Annotated in this window: 17 protein-coding genes; 11 read left to right on the top strand and 6 right to left on the bottom strand. The window is 44.5% G+C overall.

Annotated elements, in window-relative coordinates:
* Positions 1-31: 31 nt before the first annotated feature.
* From dtd to deoC, 3 genes are read left to right on the top strand one after another with little or no spacing between them, the layout of a single operon-like run.
* Positions 32-484: a D-aminoacyl-tRNA deacylase gene (gene dtd, locus HMPREF1534_RS00765; RefSeq protein ID WP_005945272.1), complete on the top strand. Its 453-nt coding sequence runs from the start codon at positions 32-34 to the stop codon at positions 482-484.
* Between the two features lies 1 nt (position 485).
* Positions 486-806, top strand: a complete 321-nt coding sequence (locus tag HMPREF1534_RS00770) for a nucleotide pyrophosphohydrolase (protein WP_005945269.1) — start codon at positions 486-488, stop codon at positions 804-806.
* 6 nt (positions 807-812) lie between these two features.
* Positions 813-1,754, top strand: coding sequence for a deoxyribose-phosphate aldolase (gene deoC / locus HMPREF1534_RS00775; RefSeq protein ID WP_005945267.1), 942 nt, complete (start codon positions 813-815; stop codon positions 1,752-1,754).
* A 100-nt stretch (positions 1,755-1,854) separates the two neighbouring features.
* Here the strand turns inward: deoC and HMPREF1534_RS00780 are convergent, their stop codons facing one another.
* A complete protein-coding gene (locus tag HMPREF1534_RS00780) occupies positions 1,855-2,829 on the bottom strand; it encodes a polyprenyl synthetase family protein (protein ID WP_005945264.1) in 975 nt (324 codons plus the stop codon).
* A gap of 91 nt (positions 2,830-2,920) precedes the next feature.
* Here HMPREF1534_RS00780 and polA point away from each other — a divergent pair, with 91 nt between their 5' ends.
* The 7 genes from polA to HMPREF1534_RS00815 all read left to right on the top strand — a co-directional run bounded on the left by polA (position 2,921) and on the right by HMPREF1534_RS00815 (position 12,132).
* Positions 2,921-5,785 (top strand): DNA polymerase I, encoded by a 2,865-nt coding sequence (gene polA, locus HMPREF1534_RS00785; protein ID WP_005945261.1) that lies wholly within the window; start codon positions 2,921-2,923, stop codon positions 5,783-5,785.
* A 397-nt stretch (positions 5,786-6,182) separates the two neighbouring features.
* Positions 6,183-6,569, top strand: coding sequence for a DUF3836 domain-containing protein (locus HMPREF1534_RS00790; protein WP_005945258.1), 387 nt, complete (start codon positions 6,183-6,185; stop codon positions 6,567-6,569).
* A gap of 181 nt (positions 6,570-6,750) precedes the next feature.
* On the top strand, positions 6,751-7,854 hold the full coding sequence (gene ychF / locus HMPREF1534_RS00795; protein ID WP_005945256.1) for a redox-regulated ATPase YchF: 1,104 nt from the start codon (positions 6,751-6,753) through the stop codon (positions 7,852-7,854).
* Positions 7,855-7,868: 14 nt separating this feature from the next.
* On the top strand, positions 7,869-8,789 hold the full coding sequence (locus HMPREF1534_RS00800) for a ketopantoate reductase family protein (protein WP_005945254.1): 921 nt from the start codon (positions 7,869-7,871) through the stop codon (positions 8,787-8,789).
* Positions 8,790-8,797: 8 nt separating this feature from the next.
* A complete protein-coding gene (lgt, locus tag HMPREF1534_RS00805) occupies positions 8,798-9,628 on the top strand; it encodes a prolipoprotein diacylglyceryl transferase (RefSeq protein ID WP_178255045.1) in 831 nt (276 codons plus the stop codon).
* The gene (locus HMPREF1534_RS00810) at positions 9,625-10,281 is read left to right on the top strand and encodes a chloramphenicol acetyltransferase (protein WP_005945249.1); all 657 of its coding nucleotides are present in this window, start codon (positions 9,625-9,627) and stop codon (positions 10,279-10,281) included. The genes lgt and HMPREF1534_RS00810 overlap by 4 nt, the downstream gene beginning before the upstream one ends.
* A gap of 99 nt (positions 10,282-10,380) precedes the next feature.
* A complete protein-coding gene (locus HMPREF1534_RS00815; protein WP_005945247.1) occupies positions 10,381-12,132 on the top strand; it encodes an ATP-binding protein in 1,752 nt (583 codons plus the stop codon).
* A 114-nt stretch (positions 12,133-12,246) separates the two neighbouring features.
* Here the strand turns inward: HMPREF1534_RS00815 and HMPREF1534_RS00820 are convergent, their stop codons facing one another.
* The 4 genes from HMPREF1534_RS00820 to mutS form a co-directional block, all read right to left on the bottom strand.
* Positions 12,247-13,272, bottom strand: coding sequence for a hypothetical protein (locus HMPREF1534_RS00820; RefSeq protein ID WP_005945244.1), 1,026 nt, complete (start codon positions 13,270-13,272; stop codon positions 12,247-12,249).
* Between the two features lie 704 nt (positions 13,273-13,976).
* The gene (locus HMPREF1534_RS00825; RefSeq protein ID WP_128081316.1) at positions 13,977-14,972 is read right to left on the bottom strand and encodes a BF3164 family lipoprotein; all 996 of its coding nucleotides are present in this window, start codon (positions 14,970-14,972) and stop codon (positions 13,977-13,979) included.
* 26 nt (positions 14,973-14,998) lie between these two features.
* On the bottom strand, positions 14,999-16,996 hold the full coding sequence (locus HMPREF1534_RS00830) for a family 20 glycosylhydrolase (RefSeq protein WP_005945238.1): 1,998 nt from the start codon (positions 16,994-16,996) through the stop codon (positions 14,999-15,001).
* Positions 16,997-17,060: 64 nt separating this feature from the next.
* Positions 17,061-19,682, bottom strand: coding sequence for a DNA mismatch repair protein MutS (mutS, locus tag HMPREF1534_RS00835; protein WP_005945235.1), 2,622 nt, complete (start codon positions 19,680-19,682; stop codon positions 17,061-17,063).
* Positions 19,683-20,024: 342 nt separating this feature from the next.
* On the opposite strand from mutS, the gene HMPREF1534_RS00840 reads away from it, so the two are divergent.
* A complete protein-coding gene (locus HMPREF1534_RS00840) occupies positions 20,025-20,537 on the top strand; it encodes a flavin reductase family protein (RefSeq protein WP_005945232.1) in 513 nt (170 codons plus the stop codon).
* On the opposite strand, the gene HMPREF1534_RS00845 is transcribed toward HMPREF1534_RS00840, so the two are convergent.
* Positions 20,532-21,221, bottom strand: coding sequence for a response regulator transcription factor (locus HMPREF1534_RS00845; RefSeq protein WP_005945230.1), 690 nt, complete (start codon positions 21,219-21,221; stop codon positions 20,532-20,534). The two genes, HMPREF1534_RS00840 and HMPREF1534_RS00845, sit on opposite strands and share 6 nt — an antisense overlap.
* Positions 21,222-21,235: the final 14 nt, after the last annotated feature.

Here is a 21,235-nt window from a genome sequence, read left to right as displayed (position 1 = left end):
ACTATCTGCAAAAAACGATAAAAAATAAAATATGAGAATAGTTATACAACGAGTAAGCCATGCATCCGTCACCATCGACGGGGTCTGCAAGTCGGCCATAGAAAAAGGATTAATGATATTAGTAGGTATTGAAGAAGCTGATAATCAAGAAGATGCAGACTGGCTATGTAAAAAGGTAATCGGCTTGAGAGTTTTTGATGATGAAAATGGAGTAATGAATAAGTCCATTCTGGAAGCAGAAGGTAATATATTGGTTATCAGTCAATTTACATTATTCGCCTCCTACAAGAAGGGCAATCGCCCCTCTTACATCCGTGCTGCACGACCGGAAACAGCTATTCCCTTATATGAATACTTCTGTAATGAACTCAGTATCGCTCTTGGACGCGAAGTGGGCACAGGAGAATTCGGAGCCGACATGAAAGTCGAACTTCTGAACAACGGCCCTGTTACTATATGTATGGACTCAAAAAACAAAGAATAATATGACACTGGAAGAAGCACAGAAAGAAGTAGACCGCTGGATTAAAACATACGGCGTGCGCTACTTCAGCGAACTGACCAATATGGCCGTACTGACTGAAGAAGTGGGTGAACTGGCACGTATCATGGCACGTAAATATGGTGACCAATCCTTCAAGGAGGGCGAAAAATGCAACCTTGCAGACGAAATGGCCGATGTGCTTTGGGTACTCCTCTGCCTCGCCAACCAGACAGGTGTAGACCTGACGGAAGCCTTTCATCGGAATCTCGAAAAGAAAACAAACCGAGACAAAGACAGACATAAAAACAACCCCAAATTATAAAGAATTATGGAACATAACCACGATTGTAGCCACAGTCACGAGCATGGTCACGAACATGAGGATGCTCACGACAAGTATATGGAAGCACTTGCCAAATACAACACCCATCTGAATGATGAAGATGTAAAAGCAAAAGTTACCCATTTCATCGAAGAGCATTTGGCTGAAAACAATACACCGGAAGTTAAGAAATTCCTCTTCCACTGCATTGATCTCACCACATTAAAATGTACCGACTCGGAAGAAAGCGTAATGAAATTTACCGAAAAGGTAAACGATTTCGTTGACAAATATCCCGATTTGAGCAATGTAGCCGCCATTTGTGTTTACCCCAATATGGCAGAGATAGTAAACGACACACTGGAAGCCGATAACGTAAATATTGCCTGTGTATCGGGGGGATTTCCCTCTTCACAAACATTCATTGAAGTGAAAGTGGCAGAAACTGCCATGGCTATTCATAGCGGTGCAGACGAAATAGACATTGTCATCTCGGTCGGCAAGTTCCTGACCGGTGACTATGAAGGAATGTGCGATGAAATCGAAGAATTAAAAGCAGTCTGCGGAGACAAGCACTTGAAAGTAATTCTGGAAACAGGAGCACTCGGAAATGCTTCCAACATTAAGAAAGCATCTATTTTATCGATGTATTCGGGCGCAGACTTCATCAAAACTTCTACCGGTAAAGAAAATCCTGCCGCGACCCCCGAAGCTGCCTATGTGATGTGTGAAGCCATCAAAGAATACTATATGGTTACCGGCAGAAAAGTCGGCTTTAAACCTGCCGGAGGCATCAATACCGTGCACGACGCATTGGTTTACTACACTATCGTAAAAGAAATATTGGGCGAAGAATGGTTAACCAATGAATTATTCCGCTTAGGAACAAGCCGTCTGGCTAATCTGCTCCTCTCCGAAATTGTTGGTCAGGAAACTAAATTCTTCTAATCACTACACCATACAACTATTACAACCGATTCCATCGCTGTGAGAAGCAATTCCACGACGATGGAATTGTTTTTATACCAATAAAAGGATAAACAGGAAGTTATTTCTCACGTTCTATCACGTAATCAATATAAGCAGTCAAAGCATCTTTAATGGTTGTATCAGCAGTAGAAGGAAGCAAATCCAATGCTTTATTACGATAATCCACCATCACCTGTCTGGCATACTCTATACCGCCATTCTTTTTCACATAATCGATGAAGAGGGATATTTCTGCATCTGTAGCATCCAAGGATTTAATGCGAAACGCCAATTGGCACATCTTCTCATCACCCAAAGTATTCAGCACATGCAATGCCGGCAATGTCAACTTACCTTCGCTCATATCATTGCCTGTCGGCTTACCTATCTCACCGGAAGAGTAATAATCGAAAATATCATCCTTAATCTGGAAAGCAATCCCAATCATCTCACCGAATAACCGCGCATTTTGCACCATTTCATCGGAAGAGTTGACAGCTACTGCCCCGGCTTCGGCACTGGCTGTAAAGAGTGCGGCTGTTTTCTTACGAATCACATCATAATAGACTTCTTCAGAAAATTCAGAAGCATTGATATTAGTCAATTGGATAATCTCACCTTCGGCAAGATTCTGCCCAAGCCGTGCCACCAAATCGACAATACGGATAGAACCTGTCATGGCAGAATGTTTCAGACTGGTAGCCAACATATAGTCTCCCACCAACACAGACACCTTATTATTATAAATAGCATTTACCGATGACTGTCCGCGGCGTTTATCACTTTCGTCCACCACATCGTCATGCACCAGACTTGCTGTGTGAAGCAACTCCAATGAAAGAGCAGCATGAAGTGCAGAATAATTGATTTCACCGAATAATTTGGCCATCAGCAACGTCAGAATAGGACGCATCATCTTGCCATTCCTCTGCTTAATATAGGTCAATACCTCACTAAGTAAAGGATTGGAACTTTGAAGCGAAGCGTCAAACAAGGATTTGAACTCTTCAAACTCCTTAACAATAGGCAATCTGATTTGCTGTAACTTGTCCATACAGGTTAATTTGAGCACAAAAGTAGTAATAAAACGCGGAATACGGTATTTTTTTGTACTTTTACCATGAAAAAACTAAAGATTTTTAAGAATGGACAAACTTTTTCTGCTGGATGCATACGCATTAATATATCGCGCATACTACGCTTTCATCAAAAGCCCGCGCATTAACTCCAAGGGTTTCAACACTTCAGCCGTACTCGGCTTTGTCAATACACTGGAAGACGTATTGAAGAAAGAAACCCCAACGCACATTGGTGTGGCATTCGACCCTGCCGGACCTACTTTCCGCCACGAGGCATACGAACAATACAAGGCTCAGCGCGAAGAAACGCCCGAAGCAATCCGTTTGTCCGTACCTATCATAAAAGACATTATCCGCGCTTACCGCATTCCCATTCTGGAAGTGCCGGGCTATGAAGCCGATGATGTAATCGGTACACTTGCCACCGAAGCCGGACGGCGCGGTATCACTACCTATATGATGACTCCCGACAAGGATTATGGTCAACTGGTGAGTGACAATGTATTTATGTACCGACCCAAATATGGTGACAAGGAATTTGAGGTGATGGGTATCGAGCAGATAAAGGCAAAGTTTGACATTCAGTCACCTGCTCAGGTCATTGATATGTTGGGACTGATGGGCGACTCGTCCGACAACATTCCCGGTTGTCCGGGTGTAGGCGAAAAAACGGCACAGAAGCTCATTGCCCAATATGGCAGCATCGAAAACCTACTCTCCCACACAGATGAGTTGAAAGGGGCATTGAAAACAAAAGTGGAAACTAATCGAAAAATGATTGAGTTCTCCAAATTCTTGGCGACTATTAAAATTGATGTCCCCATTACATTGAACATGGATGAACTGAAACGCGAAGAACCCGACGAAGAGGAACTTCGGAAGATTTTTGAAGAGATGGAATTCCGCACGCTCATCGACCGCGTTTTTAATCGTGAAAAGAAAACGGCTTCGGCAGGTGCGACTTCAATGTCACACGACAAAGCACAAGGCTCACTTTTCGGTGACCAGCCTTCACTATTTGACCAACCGAGCACTTCACCATCTTCACAGGCTTCATCACAAGGCAATCTCTTTGCAGAATTTGAAGACGAGAATACAGGAAACGGAAATTATTCAAATCTCGCATGTTTAGAAAATTCAAAATACGACTATCAACTTATTGATACAGAAGAAAAAAGAACCGAATTAATACAAAAGTTGCTTACAAAAGAAACTTTCAGTCTAGACACGGAAACAACAGGAACCGATCCCATCACCGCAAAACTGGTAGGAATGAGTTTCAGCTACACCGAAAACCAAGCTTTCTATGTCCCCGTTCCCGCCGAACAAAACGAAGCACAAAAAATTGTTAATGAGTTCCGACCGGTATTTGAAAAAGCAGGAGTACTGAAAGTGGGACAAAATATCAAGTACGATATGCTGGTGCTAGGCAACTACGGAGTAGAGGTTTGCGGTCCGCTGTTCGACACTATGGTAGCACACTATGTGCTGCAACCCGAACTGCGCCATAACATGGACTACCTTGCCGAAATCTACCTGCATTACCAGACGATTCATATAGAAGAACTTATCGGACCTAAAGGCAAAGGACAGAAAAATATGCGCGACCTCCCTCCCGAAGCTATATATAAGTACGCGTGCGAGGATGCCGATGTCACCTTAAAGCTAAAGCATGCACTGGAAAAGGAACTGAAAGAGCAAGGAGCCGAAAAACTCTTTTACGAAATAGAGATGCCCCTAGTCCCCGTCCTCGTCTATATGGAAAGAAATGGCGTGCGTGTAGACACGGAAGCACTGAAACAAACCTCGGAACATTTCACAGCCCGCATGAATCAAATAGAAGAAGAAGTACATCAATTGGCAGGGACAGAGTTCAACATTGCATCGCCCAAACAAGTGGGGGAAGTCTTGTTTGACAAGCTACGCATCGTAGAAAAAGCCAAAAAGACAAAGACCGGCCAATACGTGACCAGCGAAGAAGTATTGGAAAGCTTGCGCGGAAAGCATGAAATAGTGGGCAAGATTCTTGAACATCGAGGGCTGAAGAAACTACTCGGAACTTATATCGATGCCCTACCCCTTCTTATTAATCCGGCAACGGGCAAGATACACACGTCCTTCAACCAGACCGTGACCGCCACAGGACGCCTCAGTTCGAGCAATCCGAACCTGCAAAACATCCCTATCCGCAACGAAGACGGCAAAGAAATCCGCAAGGCATTTATCCCGGAAGACGGATGCGAGTTCTTCTCTGCCGACTATTCTCAGATAGAGCTCCGCATCATGGCCCACTTAAGCGGTGACAAAAACATGATAGAAGCTTTCCGCGAAGGAGACGACATCCATGCCGCTACAGCCGCCAAAGTATATAAAATAGCCATCGAGGATGTGACACGCGAGCAACGCAGCAAGGCCAAAACCGCCAACTTCGGTATTATCTATGGCATATCGGTATTCGGATTGGCAGAACGCATGAATGTCCCCCGTCAGGAAGCCAAAGAACTGATAGACGGCTATTTCGATACCTATCCGCAGATCAAGGAATATATGGACAAGAGCATCGAACGCGCACGTGCCAACGGTTACATCGAAACTATTTTCGGCCGTAAACGCTTCCTGCCGGACATCAATTCACGCAATGCCGTAGTACGCGGATATGCTGAACGGAATGCCATAAATGCTCCCATTCAGGGAAGTGCAGCCGACATTATCAAAGTAGCCATGGTTAAAATATTCCAACGCTTTCAATCTGAAAGTATACGCTCTAAAATGATACTTCAGGTGCACGATGAATTAAACTTCAGTGTTGTGCCCGAAGAGAAGGAAAAAGTACAGCAAATCGTAATGGAAGAAATGGAAAAAGCCTATCTGATGCAAGTGCCTCTAAAAGCAGACTGTGGCTGGGGAAACAATTGGTTGGAAGCACATTAAAAAGAACATATAATCACTAACACGCTATATATAAATATATTAAAGGAGACCTGCAGTTGGTCTCCTTTCTTTATCTGCCTATTCTGATTGTATACTCAAAAATCTATTTATCCTCTTTCCCTAAAGAATCTCCGGTCTGCCAGTCCAAAGATAAACAACCGCCATTCACCCACTATTCCTCTGTTATTCAAGATAAATACATAAACTCCTTTCTCTCTCTTTAAATACATTCTGTTACATATTGAAAGTATCTAATTCTTAATATTTGTTTATTTAGTGACATATTGCAAAAATATCATCTTTTTATTGCAGGTTTGTTAGGTATTTCAATTTCTTTTTGTACATTTGCACCGCTTTTAAAAACAATATGAAAGTAACAATCTAATATACTGATATCATGAAGAAAATTATTTTTTTGAAAGGAATGCTCTCTGTAGTAATGTTGTTTATTGCCAGCCTTACAATTTCCGCAGCAAAGCCGGGCGACAACCTGGTTCACAACACTGAAGAAGTAAACGGAGTAATCATTTCGGAAACTGTTTTCAAGATGGACGGTAATATGCTGACCAATTATATGAAGCACAATTATAAGTACGATACAAACCAACAACGTACCGAAGATGAAAGTCAAAAATGGAACAGCAACAAAAACTGTTGGGAAAATAACCTCTGCATCCGTTATATTCACGGAAATAAGAGCATTACTACCGAATATTATAAATGGAATTCTAAGAAGAAAGAATATATACTAGTACCTGAAATGACCGTAACTATGGATAAATAAAATGTTCATTTAACTAACAATCTAACACTTTTCATAAAATTTTAAACAAAAAGGCAGTCGCGATGACTGCCTTTTTTCGTAGCTCCAAGCCAATTCTATCTTTAATATGAAGCACGATAAAAAAAGAATGGTTATCTTTGCAGGCAAATTAATGGATAATAATCAAAAAAACAGATAGATAATGGCTTTACAATGTGGCATTGTCGGCCTTCCGAACGTAGGAAAGTCGACACTTTTTAATTGCTTATCAAATGCAAAGGCTCAAGCAGCCAACTTCCCTTTTTGTACAATCGAACCAAATGTCGGCGTAATCACTGTTCCCGATGAACGTTTGACCAAGCTTGCCGAGCTGGTTCATCCGGGACGCATCGTTCCTACCACTGTCGAAATTGTGGATATTGCCGGTCTGGTGAAAGGCGCCAGCAAAGGCGAAGGGTTAGGAAACAAATTCTTAGCCAATATTCGTGAGACAGACGCTATCTTACACGTACTCCGCTGCTTTGACGATGAGAATGTAACTCACGTGGACGGAAGTGTAGACCCTGTACGCGATAAAGAAATCATCGATACCGAACTTCAGCTGAAAGATTTGGAAACCATTGAAAGCCGTATCCAAAAAGTGCAGAAACAGGCACAGACCGGAGGTGACAAGGCGGCTAAACAAACATACGAAGTGCTTGTCAGATACAAAGAAGCATTGGAGCAGGGCAAGTCTGCCCGCACCGTACAATTTGAAAGCAAAGACGAACAAAAAATTGCCAAAGAATTGTTCCTGCTGACTTCCAAGCCAGTGATGTATGTGTGCAATGTGGACGAAGCAAGCGCAGTCAACGGTAACAAATATGTTGAAATGGTGCGCGAGGCCGTCAAAGAAGAGAACGCGGAAATCCTAGTGGTAGCTGCCAAAACAGAAGCCGACATTGCAGAACTGGAAACATACGAAGACCGTCAGATGTTCCTTCAGGAAGCAGGTTTGGAAGAATCGGGTGTCAACCGTTTGATTAAAGCAGCTTACAAACTGTTGGATCTGGAAACATTCATCACAGCCGGAGAAATGGAAGTAAAAGCATGGACTTACCGCAAAGGCTGGAAAGCTCCCCAATGTGCCGGAGTCATCCATACCGACTTTGAAAAAGGCTTTATCCGTGCCGAAGTCATCAAATACGAAGACTATATTCAATATGGTTCGGAAGCGGCCGTCAAGGAAGCCGGAAAGATGGGCATTGAAGGCAAGGAATATGTGGTACAGGATGGCGACATCATGCACTTCCGCTTCAATGTATAAAACAAACGATTAATATGAATAAATTTCTTATCATAGGAACCGGCGGCGTGGGAGGTAGCATCGCCGGTTTTCTTGCTTTAGCAGGAAAGGACGTAACGTGCATTGCCCGTGGCAAACACCTGGAAGCCATCCGCGAAAAAGGACTTCACCTGAAGTCGGATTTAAAAGGCGAACATTATCTTCCCGTAAAAGCCTGCACAGCCGAAGAATATAACGAACAGGCAGATGTCATTTTCGTTTGTGTAAAAGGATATTCCATCAACTCCATTCAGGATGTTCTGGAACGCGCCTCGCATCAAGACACCTTGGTAATCCCCATATTGAATGTTTACGGAACCGGCCCCCGCATCGGCCGACTTGTTCCACGTGTAACGGTACTCGACGGTTGCATATACATTGTCGGTTTCGTGTCCGGCACAGGCGAAATCACGCAAATGGGCAAAATATTCCGCCTTGTTTTCGGAGCACGCCCCGAACAAGAAATAGCTCCCGGACGACTGGAAGCCGTTGCTAATGCACTGAGAGATGCAGGCATCAAGGCAGACATTTCGGAAGACATCAACCGCGACACCTTCATCAAATGGTCTTTCATCTCCGCCATGGCATGCACAGGAGCTTATCACAATGTCCCGATGGGCGCATTGCAGCATCCCGGCGAAGAACGCGACACCTTCATCGGCCTGTCTCGCGAAAGCAGCGAAATGGGACGTCGCATGGGCATCATATTCCCCGAAGACCCGATAGAATACAACCTGAAAATCATTGATAAGCTAGACCCCCAAAGCACTGCCTCTATGCAAAAGGACATTGCCAAAGGACATGAATCGGAAATACAGGGAATGCTGTTCGATATGATTGAACTGGGCGAGAAACTGAAAGTAGACATGCCCACTTATCGCAAAGTAGAAAAGAAATTCAATAGTTGTCATTCATAAACCCCAAGATTATGCATCAATTACTCCATATCGTGTGGAATCCCGAGATAGAAGCTTTCTCCATCTTCGGCATCACCATCCGTTACTACTCCATCCTGTTTGTCACAGGGTTGATTCTGGCCTATTGGGTCATCTCCAAACTGTATAAAGACCAAAAGATTCCGTATGAGAAATTTGACTCCCTCTTTATTTACTGCCTGCTGGGTATCGTTGTAGGCGCACGGTTGGGGCATTGCCTGTTTTATGAACCGAGCTATTGGCTTTCCCACCCTCTCGAAATGATTCTTCCCGTCAAGTTTACAGACGGAGGCATCAAATGGACAGGCTATCAAGGTTTAGCGAGCCACGGAGGAACCATCGGATTGCTACTTTCCCTTTGGTTTTATGCCCGCAAAATGAAATTAAACTACCTTTCGGTACTCGACAACATTGCCATTGCCACCCCTATCGCCGCCTGTTTTATCCGTTTGGGCAACTTGATGAATGGCGAGATAGTCGGCAAACTGAGTAATGTGCCCTGGGCGTTCATTTTCCCCCGCGAAGGAATGGAACCGCGCCATCCGGCACAACTCTATGAAGCCATAGCCTATCTCATCATCTTCGTCATAGGACTGTCTTTATACAAGAAATACAAAACCTCCCTCCTTCCGGGGTTCTATTTCGGCTACTGCCTCACCACCATCTTCGTTTTCCGCTTCTTTGTAGAGTTCATCAAAGCCAGCCAAGAGGCATACGAAGACAGCATGATGCTCAATATGGGGCAATGGCTCAGCATTCCGTTTATCCTTATCGGAGCACATTTTATGTATCACTCTTTCAAGCCGGCTAAAAACAAATGAAACATATCATAGACATTGACACCTGGGAACGTCGGGACAACTACAATTTCTTCCGCACTTTCCACAACTCATGGATATCCATTACCAGCGAAGTAGAGTGCGGCGAGGCCCTTGCTGCGGCAAAAGCCTCCGGACGTTCTTTTTTCCTGTATTATCTCTATGCCATACTCCGGGCCGCCAACGAGGTGAAGGAATTCCGTTTCCGCACGGACAAAAACGGACAAGTAGTCTATCATGACCAAGTGGACATCATCTCACCCATCGCCGTCCCCGGCAAGACTTTCTACACCGTGCGCATCCCTTACCACGAGGATTTTGAGCGTTTTTATGCCGAAGCATACCACATCGTCCATCATATTCCCGAAGACGGCGACCCGTATGGAGCCGAAAAAGTGATTGCAGAGCAAGGTGATTTTGACATCATCCAACTGAGCGCCACGCCTCAGCTTTATTTCACTTCGCTCACCTACACGCAGATGGCTCCCGACCATCCACTGGACTATCCGCTGATGAATGCCGGCAAAGTAGTGCCACGCGAAGGAAGATTGGTTATGCCCATTGCTTTCACCGTAAGCCATGCTTTTGTAGACGGAGCGCACATAGGGCAACTCTTTCAAAAAATAGAAATGATACTGAAAGAGCTGGCTCAGTGAATAGAGGCTAAAAAGTACGAACGTTTATTTGTAAAAGCAGCGGAAAGAGCGTATCTTTGTTTACACTAGTTCAAAGTGGACTCATAAATAAACTGAATTATGGAATATGTATCATCAGATATGAAGTTGTTGCCATACGGCATGATGAATTTCGAAGATATTCGTCTTGACAATTATTATTACGTGGACAAGACTTCGTTTATCCCTTTAATAGAACGTTCGGACCGGTATTTCTTCTTTATCCGTCCACGTCGTTTCGGCAAGAGTCTGACACTGAATATGCTGCAACACTATTATGATGTGCGTACCCGTGACAAGTTTGACGCCCTGTTTGGCGACCTCTACATAGGGAAGCATCCTACAGATGACCGCAATAGTTACCTGGTGCTGTATCTCAACTTTTCCGGTATTAATGGCGAATTGCACAATTACCGCAGCGGACTGGATGCACATTGCAATACCTGTTTCAATTACTTTTGTGATATTTATGCAGAGTATCTGCCGCAGGGCATCCGGGAAAAGTTAGATAAAAAAGAGGGAGCCGTTGAGCAGTTGGACGTTCTCTATCATGAATGCGAACGTGCAGGCCAAAAGATATATCTCTTCATTGATGAGTATGACCACTTCACAAATGCCATCCTCTCCGATGCCGACAGCCTGCGCCGATATACCGAAGAGACGCACAAAGAAGGTTATCTGCGCGCTTTTTTTAACAAGGTGAAAGCCGGGACTTATTCCAGTATCAAGCGTTGCTTTATCACCGGTGTAAGCCCCGTGACGATGGACGACCTGACCAGTGGCTTCAACATCGGTACCAACTACTCTCTCTCATCGAAATTTAACCAAATGATGGGGTTCACCGAAGCCGAGGTACGCGAAATGCTGGCTTATTATTCTACCAAAACCTCTTTCAATCATACCATCGATGAGTTGATAGGGCTGATGAAACCATGGTATGACAGCTACTGCTTTGCACAGGAGTGCTATGGAGAAACTACGCTATACAATTCCAATATGGTGCTTTATTTTGTCAAAAACTATATAGACAATAATGGCAGAGTACCCAGAAATATGATAGAGAGCAATATTCGTATCGATTACGAAAAATTGCGTATGCTCATCCGCAAGGACAAAGAGTTTGCGCACGATGCCTCCGCCATACAGACCTTAGTGAGCCAAGGTTACATTACCGGCGAGTTAAAAGAAAGCTTTCCGGCTGCCAACATTGTGGATTCCGACAATTTCGTGAGCCTGCTCTATTATTTCGGTATGCTTACTATCAGCGGAATGTATAAGGGAAAGACCAAACTTACTATTCCCAACCAAGTGGTGCAGGAGCAGCTCTACACCTATCTGCTGAACACGTACAATGAAGCCGACCTCAGTTTCAGCAACCATGAGAAAGACGAGCTTGCTTCGGCTTTAGCCTACGACGGGGCATGGCAATCTTACTTCGGCTATATAGCGGACTGTCTGAAGCGTTATGCCTCGCAACGCGACAAGCAGAAAGGCGAGTTTTTCGTACATGGTTTCACTCTTGCCATGACAGCTCAAAACCGCTTCTACCGTCCCATCTCCGAGGCCGACACTCAAGCCGGATATGCTGACATTTTCCTGTGTCCTTTGCTGGATATCTATCCTGATATGCAACACAGCTACATCATCGAATTGAAGTATGCCAAGTACAAAGATCCCGAAGACCGTGTGGAGGAACTTCGGAAAGAGGGTATTGCCCAAGCCAATCGGTATGCAGATACCGATACGGTGCAAAATGCCGTGGGCAGCACGCAGCTACACAAGATTGTTGTGGTGTATAAAGGAATGGAAATGAGGGTGTGCGAAGAAATATAATTCTCTCTGCAATATTTATAAAGCAAACATTGATATCAAGGCACACGAAAACAAAGATAGCTTTTATGGGCTGTAAAAATATGTCCGTATCTTTTCCGGAGCGTCACAGTGGTATCATGAATCGATATATTGTTTGATTTGTTCCATAGGTATTCCTAATTGTCCGGATATCTCGTCCATTGATGCTCCATTGTTACAGAGCATCTTAACCATGGAACGAATCATCTGCTCTTTCTGTTCAATGACCTGCTCTTTTTCCTCAATGACCTGCTCTTTTTCCTCAATGACCTGCTCTTTTTCCTCAATGACCTGCTCTTTCTGCTCAATGACCTGTTCTTTCTGCTCAATGACCTGTTCTTTTTCCTCTATCACCTTATTCTTGAGCATTATTGTCGTATCCCTGTCCTCTATTTCCGAAAGAATCTCGTCCTCTATCTCCATGGCACGGCGAACGGCGGGTGCGGCAGCGGCCTTCAGCAGGCGGTGCACCACATACTTCACTTCCTCGTCCATGTGCTCATCGTTTATTTCCAGATAATGCTCGCTGTCGGGCTGCCGGTATTCCTGGTCGAACACGCTCAGCAGACGTTCCAGGCGGTTGCGGGTGCGTCCGGTGAGGAACGGGATCTGTACGATGATGCTGTCATGCGTCAGACTCTCGATGAAAGGGTCGGGAGCAGGGAGCGGATGGTCATCATAGTCCAGATAGCTGCGGCGCACATAGACCACCGGCTCGGTGAGGTCGCCCAGGGGATGCCCCAGGATGTAGATGGAAATGATGGGCAACCCATAGGTCCGTTTTTGTCCGTGCTCGTTCTTCTCTTCGATGATGTTCTCCTTGTTGAGGTACTGCGTACCCAGGTACTGGCGGAAGCGCAAGGTCTCCGTAATCAGCCAGGTCTTTTGCAGCTCGATAAGGACAAGGTGTTCCGAACCGTCGTGCTCGCGAATCTTTGCCGAGAAGTCGATGCGGAAGAGCGAGATGCGTGTCTGCTCCATGGATGTATACTCGTGGCGGCGCATCTCCAGGTCTATGATCTCCTTTTTCAGCAATGCGGAGAGCAGTATCTTGGCCACTTTCTTGTCTTCCATCAGGAATTTGAAAACAGCGTCGTAAATAGGGTTGGCAATGATGGTCATAATGCTTATGGTTTGATGATGAAACAAATGTACTTCTTTTTTTTGAATAGCAAGCGGATGGAAAGGTTAAATTCTTCTATCGGAAAGGAATTACGGGGCCCTGTCCATGACGCGAGCAATAACCAGTCAAAATGCCGATGCGCTTCTCGTCCGCATCGGCATTCTCATTTTGACGGATTGTTAGTTTAGTTTTTATTCATTCCCTGAAAGCACTATCGATTCATTGCATTAAAATTTATAACCGACACCGGCGGACAAGCTCAGTCCATGTCCTTCGTGATTCAAAGCATGTTTCATTTGCAGTCAACAGACAGCAGCCAGTGTTTACGCTCCAAAGATATTCCGGGTTAGTAGATTTTTAGTGGGAACAACCATACAGCTTAGCAATGCGGAAAAGAAAGAACTTCTTTAGCTCTGAACAGTTTGATTTTAGCATTGAAAGATTCTGGCGCAGTAGAAATTACATGGGGACACTTTTCGGACAAGATTTGATTAGTTTCCTCCCCCTCCTGACAAACGTTTTTTTGTTCCCTTGACTTTGGCATAGCCTTAAAACATAGAATTGTCCTCTTATTTTTGCCGGTGAGCCAGTTTTACACGTACGTACACAAGGGCTCGCACGTAAATACGTGTAAGCCTATATATGCGTACGTGTAGGGCTGTGCGTCAGTATGTGTGGGTGCATGTCTGCTAACACTCAGGTTTCATTTAAGGTCATAAGTATAAATATAGTCGGGTCGGCCGGAATTAACAGCATAAAGAATATCATCTTCCGATATAGCATAGATGTCAAAAGGGAAATCAAAACAGATGCGCTTCTTCAATTCGCCTTTCCAGTTCCAAAGTTGCAATTCCTGGATAAGCTTCTCGTCCGAATAGATTTCTTCTGTACTATATTTGTTATTATACAAAACGGCAATATATTTGGAATTAAACTTTAATTCATGAAACACCGGCCTTAGTTCAACAGAAGTCGAAGGAACACAAGCATTGTCTATTACCTGTATATGTTTCAACAAATTACCCTTTATGTCATAAATGCGTATCAAATTCTGATGAAGATAGAAATCACATATACAATCATGGGCAACATCTCCGGCTGTCAGTTTATAATTAGTAAAGAATCGCCTCTCTTCATTCTCTGATTTCCGGGGAAATTCTCCAAAAGAACTATATCCGCCATTCTTATATATAATATGTTCACCGGTGCTTCCGTTTGTCAAACCTGCCAATATGTAGTAATCATCCTCCAATCTTACTAATTGATTGATAGCATCAGGAAGAGTGATATCATTATTCCTTTTTATTACCAGCGTTTTATCCTCAAAGCAAACTTCTCGCTCTATATCAGAGTCCAAGATAAAGAAGCTGCTATCGGTAGAAGCGTAATAATCACATCGCGGATTTATTAACTCATTAGGGCCATTCCCTTTCCTGCCACATGAAAACAAATGAGCAAAATCATCACGGTCCCAAATGGAATAAATGGAGTCCTTCAATTTGGGCTCCATTATAATCAGGTAGTTCTGCCAAACATTTATGCTAAGAGGATATATTAATAAACTGTCAGTGGGATATAATTTGAAAGATAACTGTTCAACCTCTATGTCTTGCAAACATATTGAATCTTTCTTATATTCATCACAACAGCATAAAAGGAATAATATACCGCATAAATATAATTTAAATCGTGTTCTCATACTCAGTCATAACGATCATAAAAACATTACATTTCTCCCTGCCTGCAACTTACATCTTTCAGTTTCCCCTGAAATCCATTCAGCGTATCTCCTATCTGCTGCAAAGGAAAGACCAAGGTTTCTTGATAGCGCATCTCATCCATCGACTTATATTTGGGATTATAAACCCGCATGGTTCTGCCTTCCAGGCGCTCCTGCAATTTACCGTCCACATACAGGGAAGTACCCTTATAATCTCCTTCGATGCGGATGGAAGACCATCTGCCGGCCGGAAGACGATAAGAATTAAACACAAATGTGTAACCGTCGCGAGAGAAGGCAATCCGCCCCGTATTCTCCCAGTTTGTATATACCGTGGCATGAGCGCCTTTAAACAGCACACCGCTGATATTCGTCTTTTCGTCCGGACAGATTTTGAATTCCACCGTATAGGGATAACCCACTTCCTGCAAAGCTGTCTGAACCGTATCCTTACCGGTAAAGAGCAGTTCCTTGCCGGGAACCGTCAGGGCGACATCTTTATTGGGAGAAATTTTACCCGACAGGTTAATGCCCGGCGCTTCGGGCATCTCTTTGCAAAGAGCCTCAAATGCTTTATAAGGCACTTGTTTGTTGTCTCCCTTCCACAGTCTTTCGGTCAGCACCTGAACGGCCGGAAACGTACGGATATGCACATCCTGTTGCGAAATACCGTTGCCACACTGGTCATTCCATACGGCAAACATTCCGCCCAATACCCCCGGAGTGCCTTCGGGAAGTGTCTGCTTGCGGTTTATCATCCAGGGAGTCCATGTCTCATACAGCCATTGATGGTCCAAAAACTCGCGATAGTAGCCCGCACCGGGCACAATATACAGATAGGTATCGCAAGTATTGATAAGCTTATATCCATCTTTTAAAGATACTTCCGGATCTACCCAGTCATACGACCACGCATTTACCGTTACTCCCTCTGCCTTTACAGGAGTCTTTCCGGGAAGCCATTTCAAGCCTCCCCACATACGCGGAGTCTTACCATACTTCTCAATGTACTTCAAGTAGCGGTCAGTGAAATAACGATACTGCTCGGCTTCTTTCTTATTGTATTCATCCGTACCGATATGCACATCAGGGCCTATAAACACGGGATTCTCTCCTCCGATATACTCGTCCAGCAACGAATCTACAAAATGATAGGTTTCCTCCTTATACAAATCCAAATGGTCCATACCATACTCTTTGCTGCCTATTTCGGGGTTATAGTGAGTGAACGCCAATGAATGGGCAGGAATGTCTATTTCAGGAATCACATTCACCCCATATTCCATACCCAGCCGTTGCAAATCGGTAAACTCTTTCTTGGTATACGAGCCGTCTTTTGCGGTCAGACCGGGAAAACGTTCACTTTCAAGACGGAATGCAGCATAAGTCTTGTTCCAGTCATTGTCAAAGAACTGAGGAAAGCCGTTATCGTTCAGATGAATCTGGAACTCATTCATCTTATAGAAAGAAAGTATCTTCACATATTGCTTCAAATAGTCCAATGTAAAGAACTTGCGGCCGGCATCAATCATAAAACCACGGTTAGGAAATAAAGGGAAGTCGCGTGCCGTTCCTTTCGAAATCTTTCCCTGCTGCTTATAAAGCATCTGTAGCAGCGTACGGGTTCCCCAGAACACTCCCTTTCGGGTGGGCGCTTCAATCCCGGCATACCGGTTCACCGACAGTTTATAGCCTTCATCACCCAACTCCTTGTCCGGCTTCATCAAAGCCATATAAATATCATTTTTGCCCGGTTTGCCGATTTTCACGGAATAGTTCCACCCCATCATCAAGCTCAAGTCATCTGCCAATATCTCGGCGGTAGACAAAAGCACAGCCTCATCAGCAGGGTTGACGACAATATTACCTTCGGCAGGAAGAGCCAGTTTGCCACTGCCACCTTTCCATTGCTGAAGAGCGGGAATTACTTGGGGACACGGTTCTTGTGCAGAAATCGCGCAACATGCTATCCACAGACAGCATAGAATAAAAAAATTTTTCATAAGCATTGAGGTTTAAAAAAAGGTTGTATCAAAAGTATATACCGTTGACGATTTGACAGCATCATCAACGCTTTGACACACCTCCGACTATTTTCTTGATATCATTCAGTTTATTCAAAGCTTCAAGAGGAGTCAGATTATTGACATCCAAATTCAGAATCTCATCACGTACCTGACACAGTACGGGGTCGTCCAGTTGGAAGAAACTAAGCTGCATCCCATCTCGGCCGGAAGCTATCTCCGCCGTCGGTTTGGCAATTCCCTGCTGACGGTTGTCCGTCTCCAATTGGTGTAGGATATCGTTTGCACGTTTCACGATACTCTTCGGCATACCGGCCATTTTCGCCACATGGATACCAAAAGAGTGCTCACTGCCTCCCCTCTCCAACTTACGCAGAAAGATGACTTTATTATCGACCTCCTTCACCGATACATTGTAGTTTTTAATGCGTTTGAAGGATTTCTCCATTTCATTCAGCTCATGATAGTGAGTAGCAAAAAGCGTACGCGCCTTTGCACGCGGATGTTCATGGATGTGCTCCACAATCGCCCATGCAATAGAGATGCCATCGTAAGTGGAAGTCCCCCGACCCAACTCGTCAAACAGCACCAGACTGCGTGGAGAAAGGTTGTTCAGGATATCTGCTGCCTCATTCATTTCTACCATAAAGGTAGACTCTCCCACCGATATATTATCGCTGGCACCCACACGGGTGAATATCTTATCCACCATACCGATACGGGCACTCTCTGCAGGAACAAAACACCCGATTTGCGCCAACAGCGTAATCAATGCCGTCTGGCGAAGTAAAGCCGATTTACCTGCCATATTAGGTCCCGTGATAATGATAATCTGCTGACTGTCGGTATCCAGATACACATCATTGGCAATGTACTTCTCTCCCACCGGAAGCTGTTTCTCTATCACCGGATGGCGTCCCTGCTTAATATCCAGCACATCACTGTCCTCTACTATCGGACGGATGTACTTATTCGCTTCGGCAACATTGGCAAAAGCAAGCAGACAGTCCAGACGGGCTATCTGATTGGCATTTATCTGAATGGCAGGGATATATTCGGCAAGGGAAAGAACCAAATCATTATAAAGCTTGGTTTCGAGTGCCATAATCTTATCTTCCGCACCCAGAATCTTTTCTTCGTATTCCTTCAGCTCCTGTGTGATATAACGCTCTGCATTCACCAACGTCTGTTTGCGAATCCACTCGGCAGGCACTTTGTCCTTATGTGCATTACGCACCTCTATATAATAACCGAATACATTGTTATAGGCAATCTTCAAGCTGGGGATGCCGGTCTGGTCACTCTCACGCTGCTGCAACTGCAACAAATAATCCTTCCCCGAGAAAGCAATGCGGCGCAACTCGTCCAGCTCTTCACTGACTCCATCGGCTATCACACCTCCCTTGTTCACCAGCAACGGAGGATCATTCTTTATCTGTTTGGCTATTTTCTCGCGTATATTAAGACAGAGATTGAGTTGTTCACCAATACGCCGCAAACTGTCATTATCGGCATTCAGGCAAGCATTCCTGATAGGCTCGATGGCTTGCAGCGCCACCTTCAGCTGAACCACCTCACGCGGAGAGATACGTCCCACGGCAGCCTTGGACACGATGCGTTCCAAATCACCGATGAGATGCATTTTCTCTTCTATGAACTCTTTAAAATCCGGTTCGCGGAAGAAATACTCCACCACATCCAAACGTTCATTGATAGGCTTCTCATCCTTCAATGGAAACACCACCCAGCGTTTCAGCAGACGTGCTCCCATCGGACTGATGGTTTTGTCGATAACATCCAGCAGGCTCGTACCACCATCATTCATACTGCCCAGCAATTCCAGACTTCGGACAGTGAATTTATCCAAGCGCACATAGCGGTCTTCCTCAATACGCGAAAGCGAAGTGATATGGCCGATTTGATAATGTTGCGTCATGTCCAGATATTGCAGAATGGCACCCGAAGCGATGATGCCGTTCTTAAGATGCTCCACACCAAAGCCTTTCAAATTCTTCGTTTCAAAATGTTTCAGCAGCTTCTCGCGGGAAGAAGTCTCGGTAAACACCCAGTCTTCCAGCTCAAACGTAAAGAACTTATTGCCGAAGTTACCTTCGAACATTCCCCGCTTTCCACGTTCAAACAAAATTTCTTTGGGAGCAAAGTTATTCAACAGCTTATCCACATAGTCAAACGGTCCTTCCGCCGTTAGAAACTCACCTGTAGAAATATCCAAAAAAGCAACACCACACGCAGACTTGCCGAAATGAACTGCCGCCAAAAAGTTATTTTCTTTATACGAAAGCACATTGTCATTGATGGCAACCCCCGGAGTCACCAATTCGGTAATACCCCTCTTCACCAGCTTCTTTGTCAGCTTCGGGTCTTCCAACTGGTCGCAAATGGCCACACGCTTACCGGCACGTATCAGTTTCGGCAAATAAGTATCCAAAGCGTGATGCGGGAAGCCCGCCATTTCCACACTCTTACCTTGTCCGTTGGCACGCTTGGTCAGTGTAATTCCCAGTATTTCAGAAGCAACAACAGCATCTTCGGAATAGGTTTCATAGAAATCTCCACACCTGAAAAGCATAATCGCATCGGGATGCTTTGCCTTCAACTCAAAAAACTGCTTCATCATCGGGGTTAAAACCACATCGTTTGCCACTGTTGTATCCTTTCTTTTTAAAATTCTTAAATGTCGGACAAAGATAGCAAATCGACTTTTGATTTTAAAAAAGTGAAAGGAAAAGTTTTACACTATTTATCCTTTCCGCAGCTACACAATATCTACAATAATCTTTGCTTCTTTCAATTTTCGGAGCATCTTTGCTTCTTTCATTGAGCGTGCCGGCATCTTGCCATGAGCCAACCGCCATACTTTCCACGGAGTAACCTGATACTTGAATGCCAGACTACAATAAACAATATATACCCAATAAATACCAAAATATTAACCGCATAGTCATTTTATTGTTTATATCTTTGTGCACATAAACAAATAAAGACAATGAAAAAGATAGAAGTAAAAGAGCTGAAAGACAACATGTTTGAGACAATCAGCAAAGAATGGATGCTGGTAACCGCCGGTACAAAAGATAAATTCAATACAATGACTGCCAACTGGGGCGGCATCGGATTCTTATGGAACAAGCCGGTAGCCTTCATTTTTATCCGCCCCGAACGCTACACGTTCGATTTCATAGAGCAGAATGATTATCTCACTCTCTCTTTCTTGGGCGAAGAGCATAAGGATGTTCATAAAATTTGCGGTTCTAAGTCAGGGCGAGACATAGATAAAGTGAAAGCAACAGGACTTCAGCCCTTATTCACCGAAAATGGAAGTATTACTTTTGAACAGGCCCGGCTGACCTTTGAGTGCAAGAAACTGTATGCCGATATGATTAAGCCGGAAGACTTTATCGACCAAAGCATTATCGACCGATGGTATGGAGAAGCACACGGAGGCTTTCACAAAATGTATGTGGTAGAGATTGTCAATGTATTGGAGGCAATCTCATAAAACGCGCGGCTGAGTTCCTAAAATGGAAAGCATATATCCTGTTCTTGGCACAGTTTCCAAGGACAGGCTCTCGTCTTCCGACAGATATTTCCGCAATCTCGCCACATAGTTATTCAAACTCTGCTCGCTGCCGGAAGTACCCTCCCACAGTTCCTGCACTATCTGTTCGCGACTTACTGTTTGATTCATGTTCTGTGCCAACAATTTCAGCAGTTTATATTCAAAATCAGTCAGCCTTCTCACAGGTTCCTCGCCTTTGAACAACATACTGTCTCCGGCTCTCAGATTGAACATTCCGATGGATAGTCCTTTCGGATGAAAACATGGCGTGTGCCTGCGTATGTAAGCCACCAACTCCTCCATTTCGAAAGGCTTTCGCAGATAAGCGATGCCACCTGCATCCAGCGCCCTTGCCACTTCCGAACCGGCTATGTGTGAAGAGACAAATAAAACCGGTGTATCGGGAGCCGTCAGCTTGAGTTCCGCAACGGCATCTATTCCATTCTTCTCTCCTATCTCTACATCCAGCACCATTATGTCCGGCTGCATTTCCTGAACCACACCCTGAATCCCTACCAGCGTAGTGCAATACTCCGCAGCATAGCCCGAAGCCCTTAATGCCAAAATCACCACTTGACCCAATGCGATGTCATCGTCTACAAACAAAACTTTTGTCTTCTCCATCCGTCTTTTCTCCT

Source organism: Phocaeicola massiliensis B84634 = Timone 84634 = DSM 17679 = JCM 13223, from assembly GCF_000382445.1.
Taxonomy (GTDB): domain Bacteria; phylum Bacteroidota; class Bacteroidia; order Bacteroidales; family Bacteroidaceae; genus Phocaeicola; species Phocaeicola massiliensis.
The sequence above is the reverse complement of the archived record's forward strand: the minus strand, read 5'-3'. Positions and strand labels throughout refer to the sequence as shown.

Coding starts and splice junctions, on each gene's coding strand:
- HMPREF1534_RS00800 (WP_005945254.1), top strand. CDS start 7,869: ATGAATAAATTTCTTATCATAGGAACCGGCGGCGTGGGAGGTAGCATC.
- HMPREF1534_RS00810 (WP_005945249.1), top strand. CDS start 9,625: ATGAAACATATCATAGACATTGACACCTGGGAACGTCGGGACAACTAC.
- HMPREF1534_RS00840 (WP_005945232.1), top strand. CDS start 20,025: ATGAAAAAGATAGAAGTAAAAGAGCTGAAAGACAACATGTTTGAGACA.
- deoC (WP_005945267.1), top strand. CDS start 813: ATGGAACATAACCACGATTGTAGCCACAGTCACGAGCATGGTCACGAA.
- HMPREF1534_RS00780 (WP_005945264.1), bottom strand. CDS start 2,829: ATGGACAAGTTACAGCAAATCAGATTGCCTATTGTTAAGGAGTTTGAA.
- HMPREF1534_RS00845 (WP_005945230.1), bottom strand. CDS start 21,221: ATGGAGAAGACAAAAGTTTTGTTTGTAGACGATGACATCGCATTGGGT.
- HMPREF1534_RS00830 (WP_005945238.1), bottom strand. CDS start 16,996: ATGAAAAATTTTTTTATTCTATGCTGTCTGTGGATAGCATGTTGCGCG.
- HMPREF1534_RS00815 (WP_005945247.1), top strand. CDS start 10,381: ATGGAATATGTATCATCAGATATGAAGTTGTTGCCATACGGCATGATG.
- polA (WP_005945261.1), top strand. CDS start 2,921: ATGGACAAACTTTTTCTGCTGGATGCATACGCATTAATATATCGCGCA.
- HMPREF1534_RS00790 (WP_005945258.1), top strand. CDS start 6,183: ATGAAGAAAATTATTTTTTTGAAAGGAATGCTCTCTGTAGTAATGTTG.
- ychF (WP_005945256.1), top strand. CDS start 6,751: ATGGCTTTACAATGTGGCATTGTCGGCCTTCCGAACGTAGGAAAGTCG.
- HMPREF1534_RS00820 (WP_005945244.1), bottom strand. CDS start 13,272: ATGACCATCATTGCCAACCCTATTTACGACGCTGTTTTCAAATTCCTG.
- dtd (WP_005945272.1), top strand. CDS start 32: ATGAGAATAGTTATACAACGAGTAAGCCATGCATCCGTCACCATCGAC.
- HMPREF1534_RS00770 (WP_005945269.1), top strand. CDS start 486: ATGACACTGGAAGAAGCACAGAAAGAAGTAGACCGCTGGATTAAAACA.
- HMPREF1534_RS00825 (WP_128081316.1), bottom strand. CDS start 14,972: ATGAGAACACGATTTAAATTATATTTATGCGGTATATTATTCCTTTTA.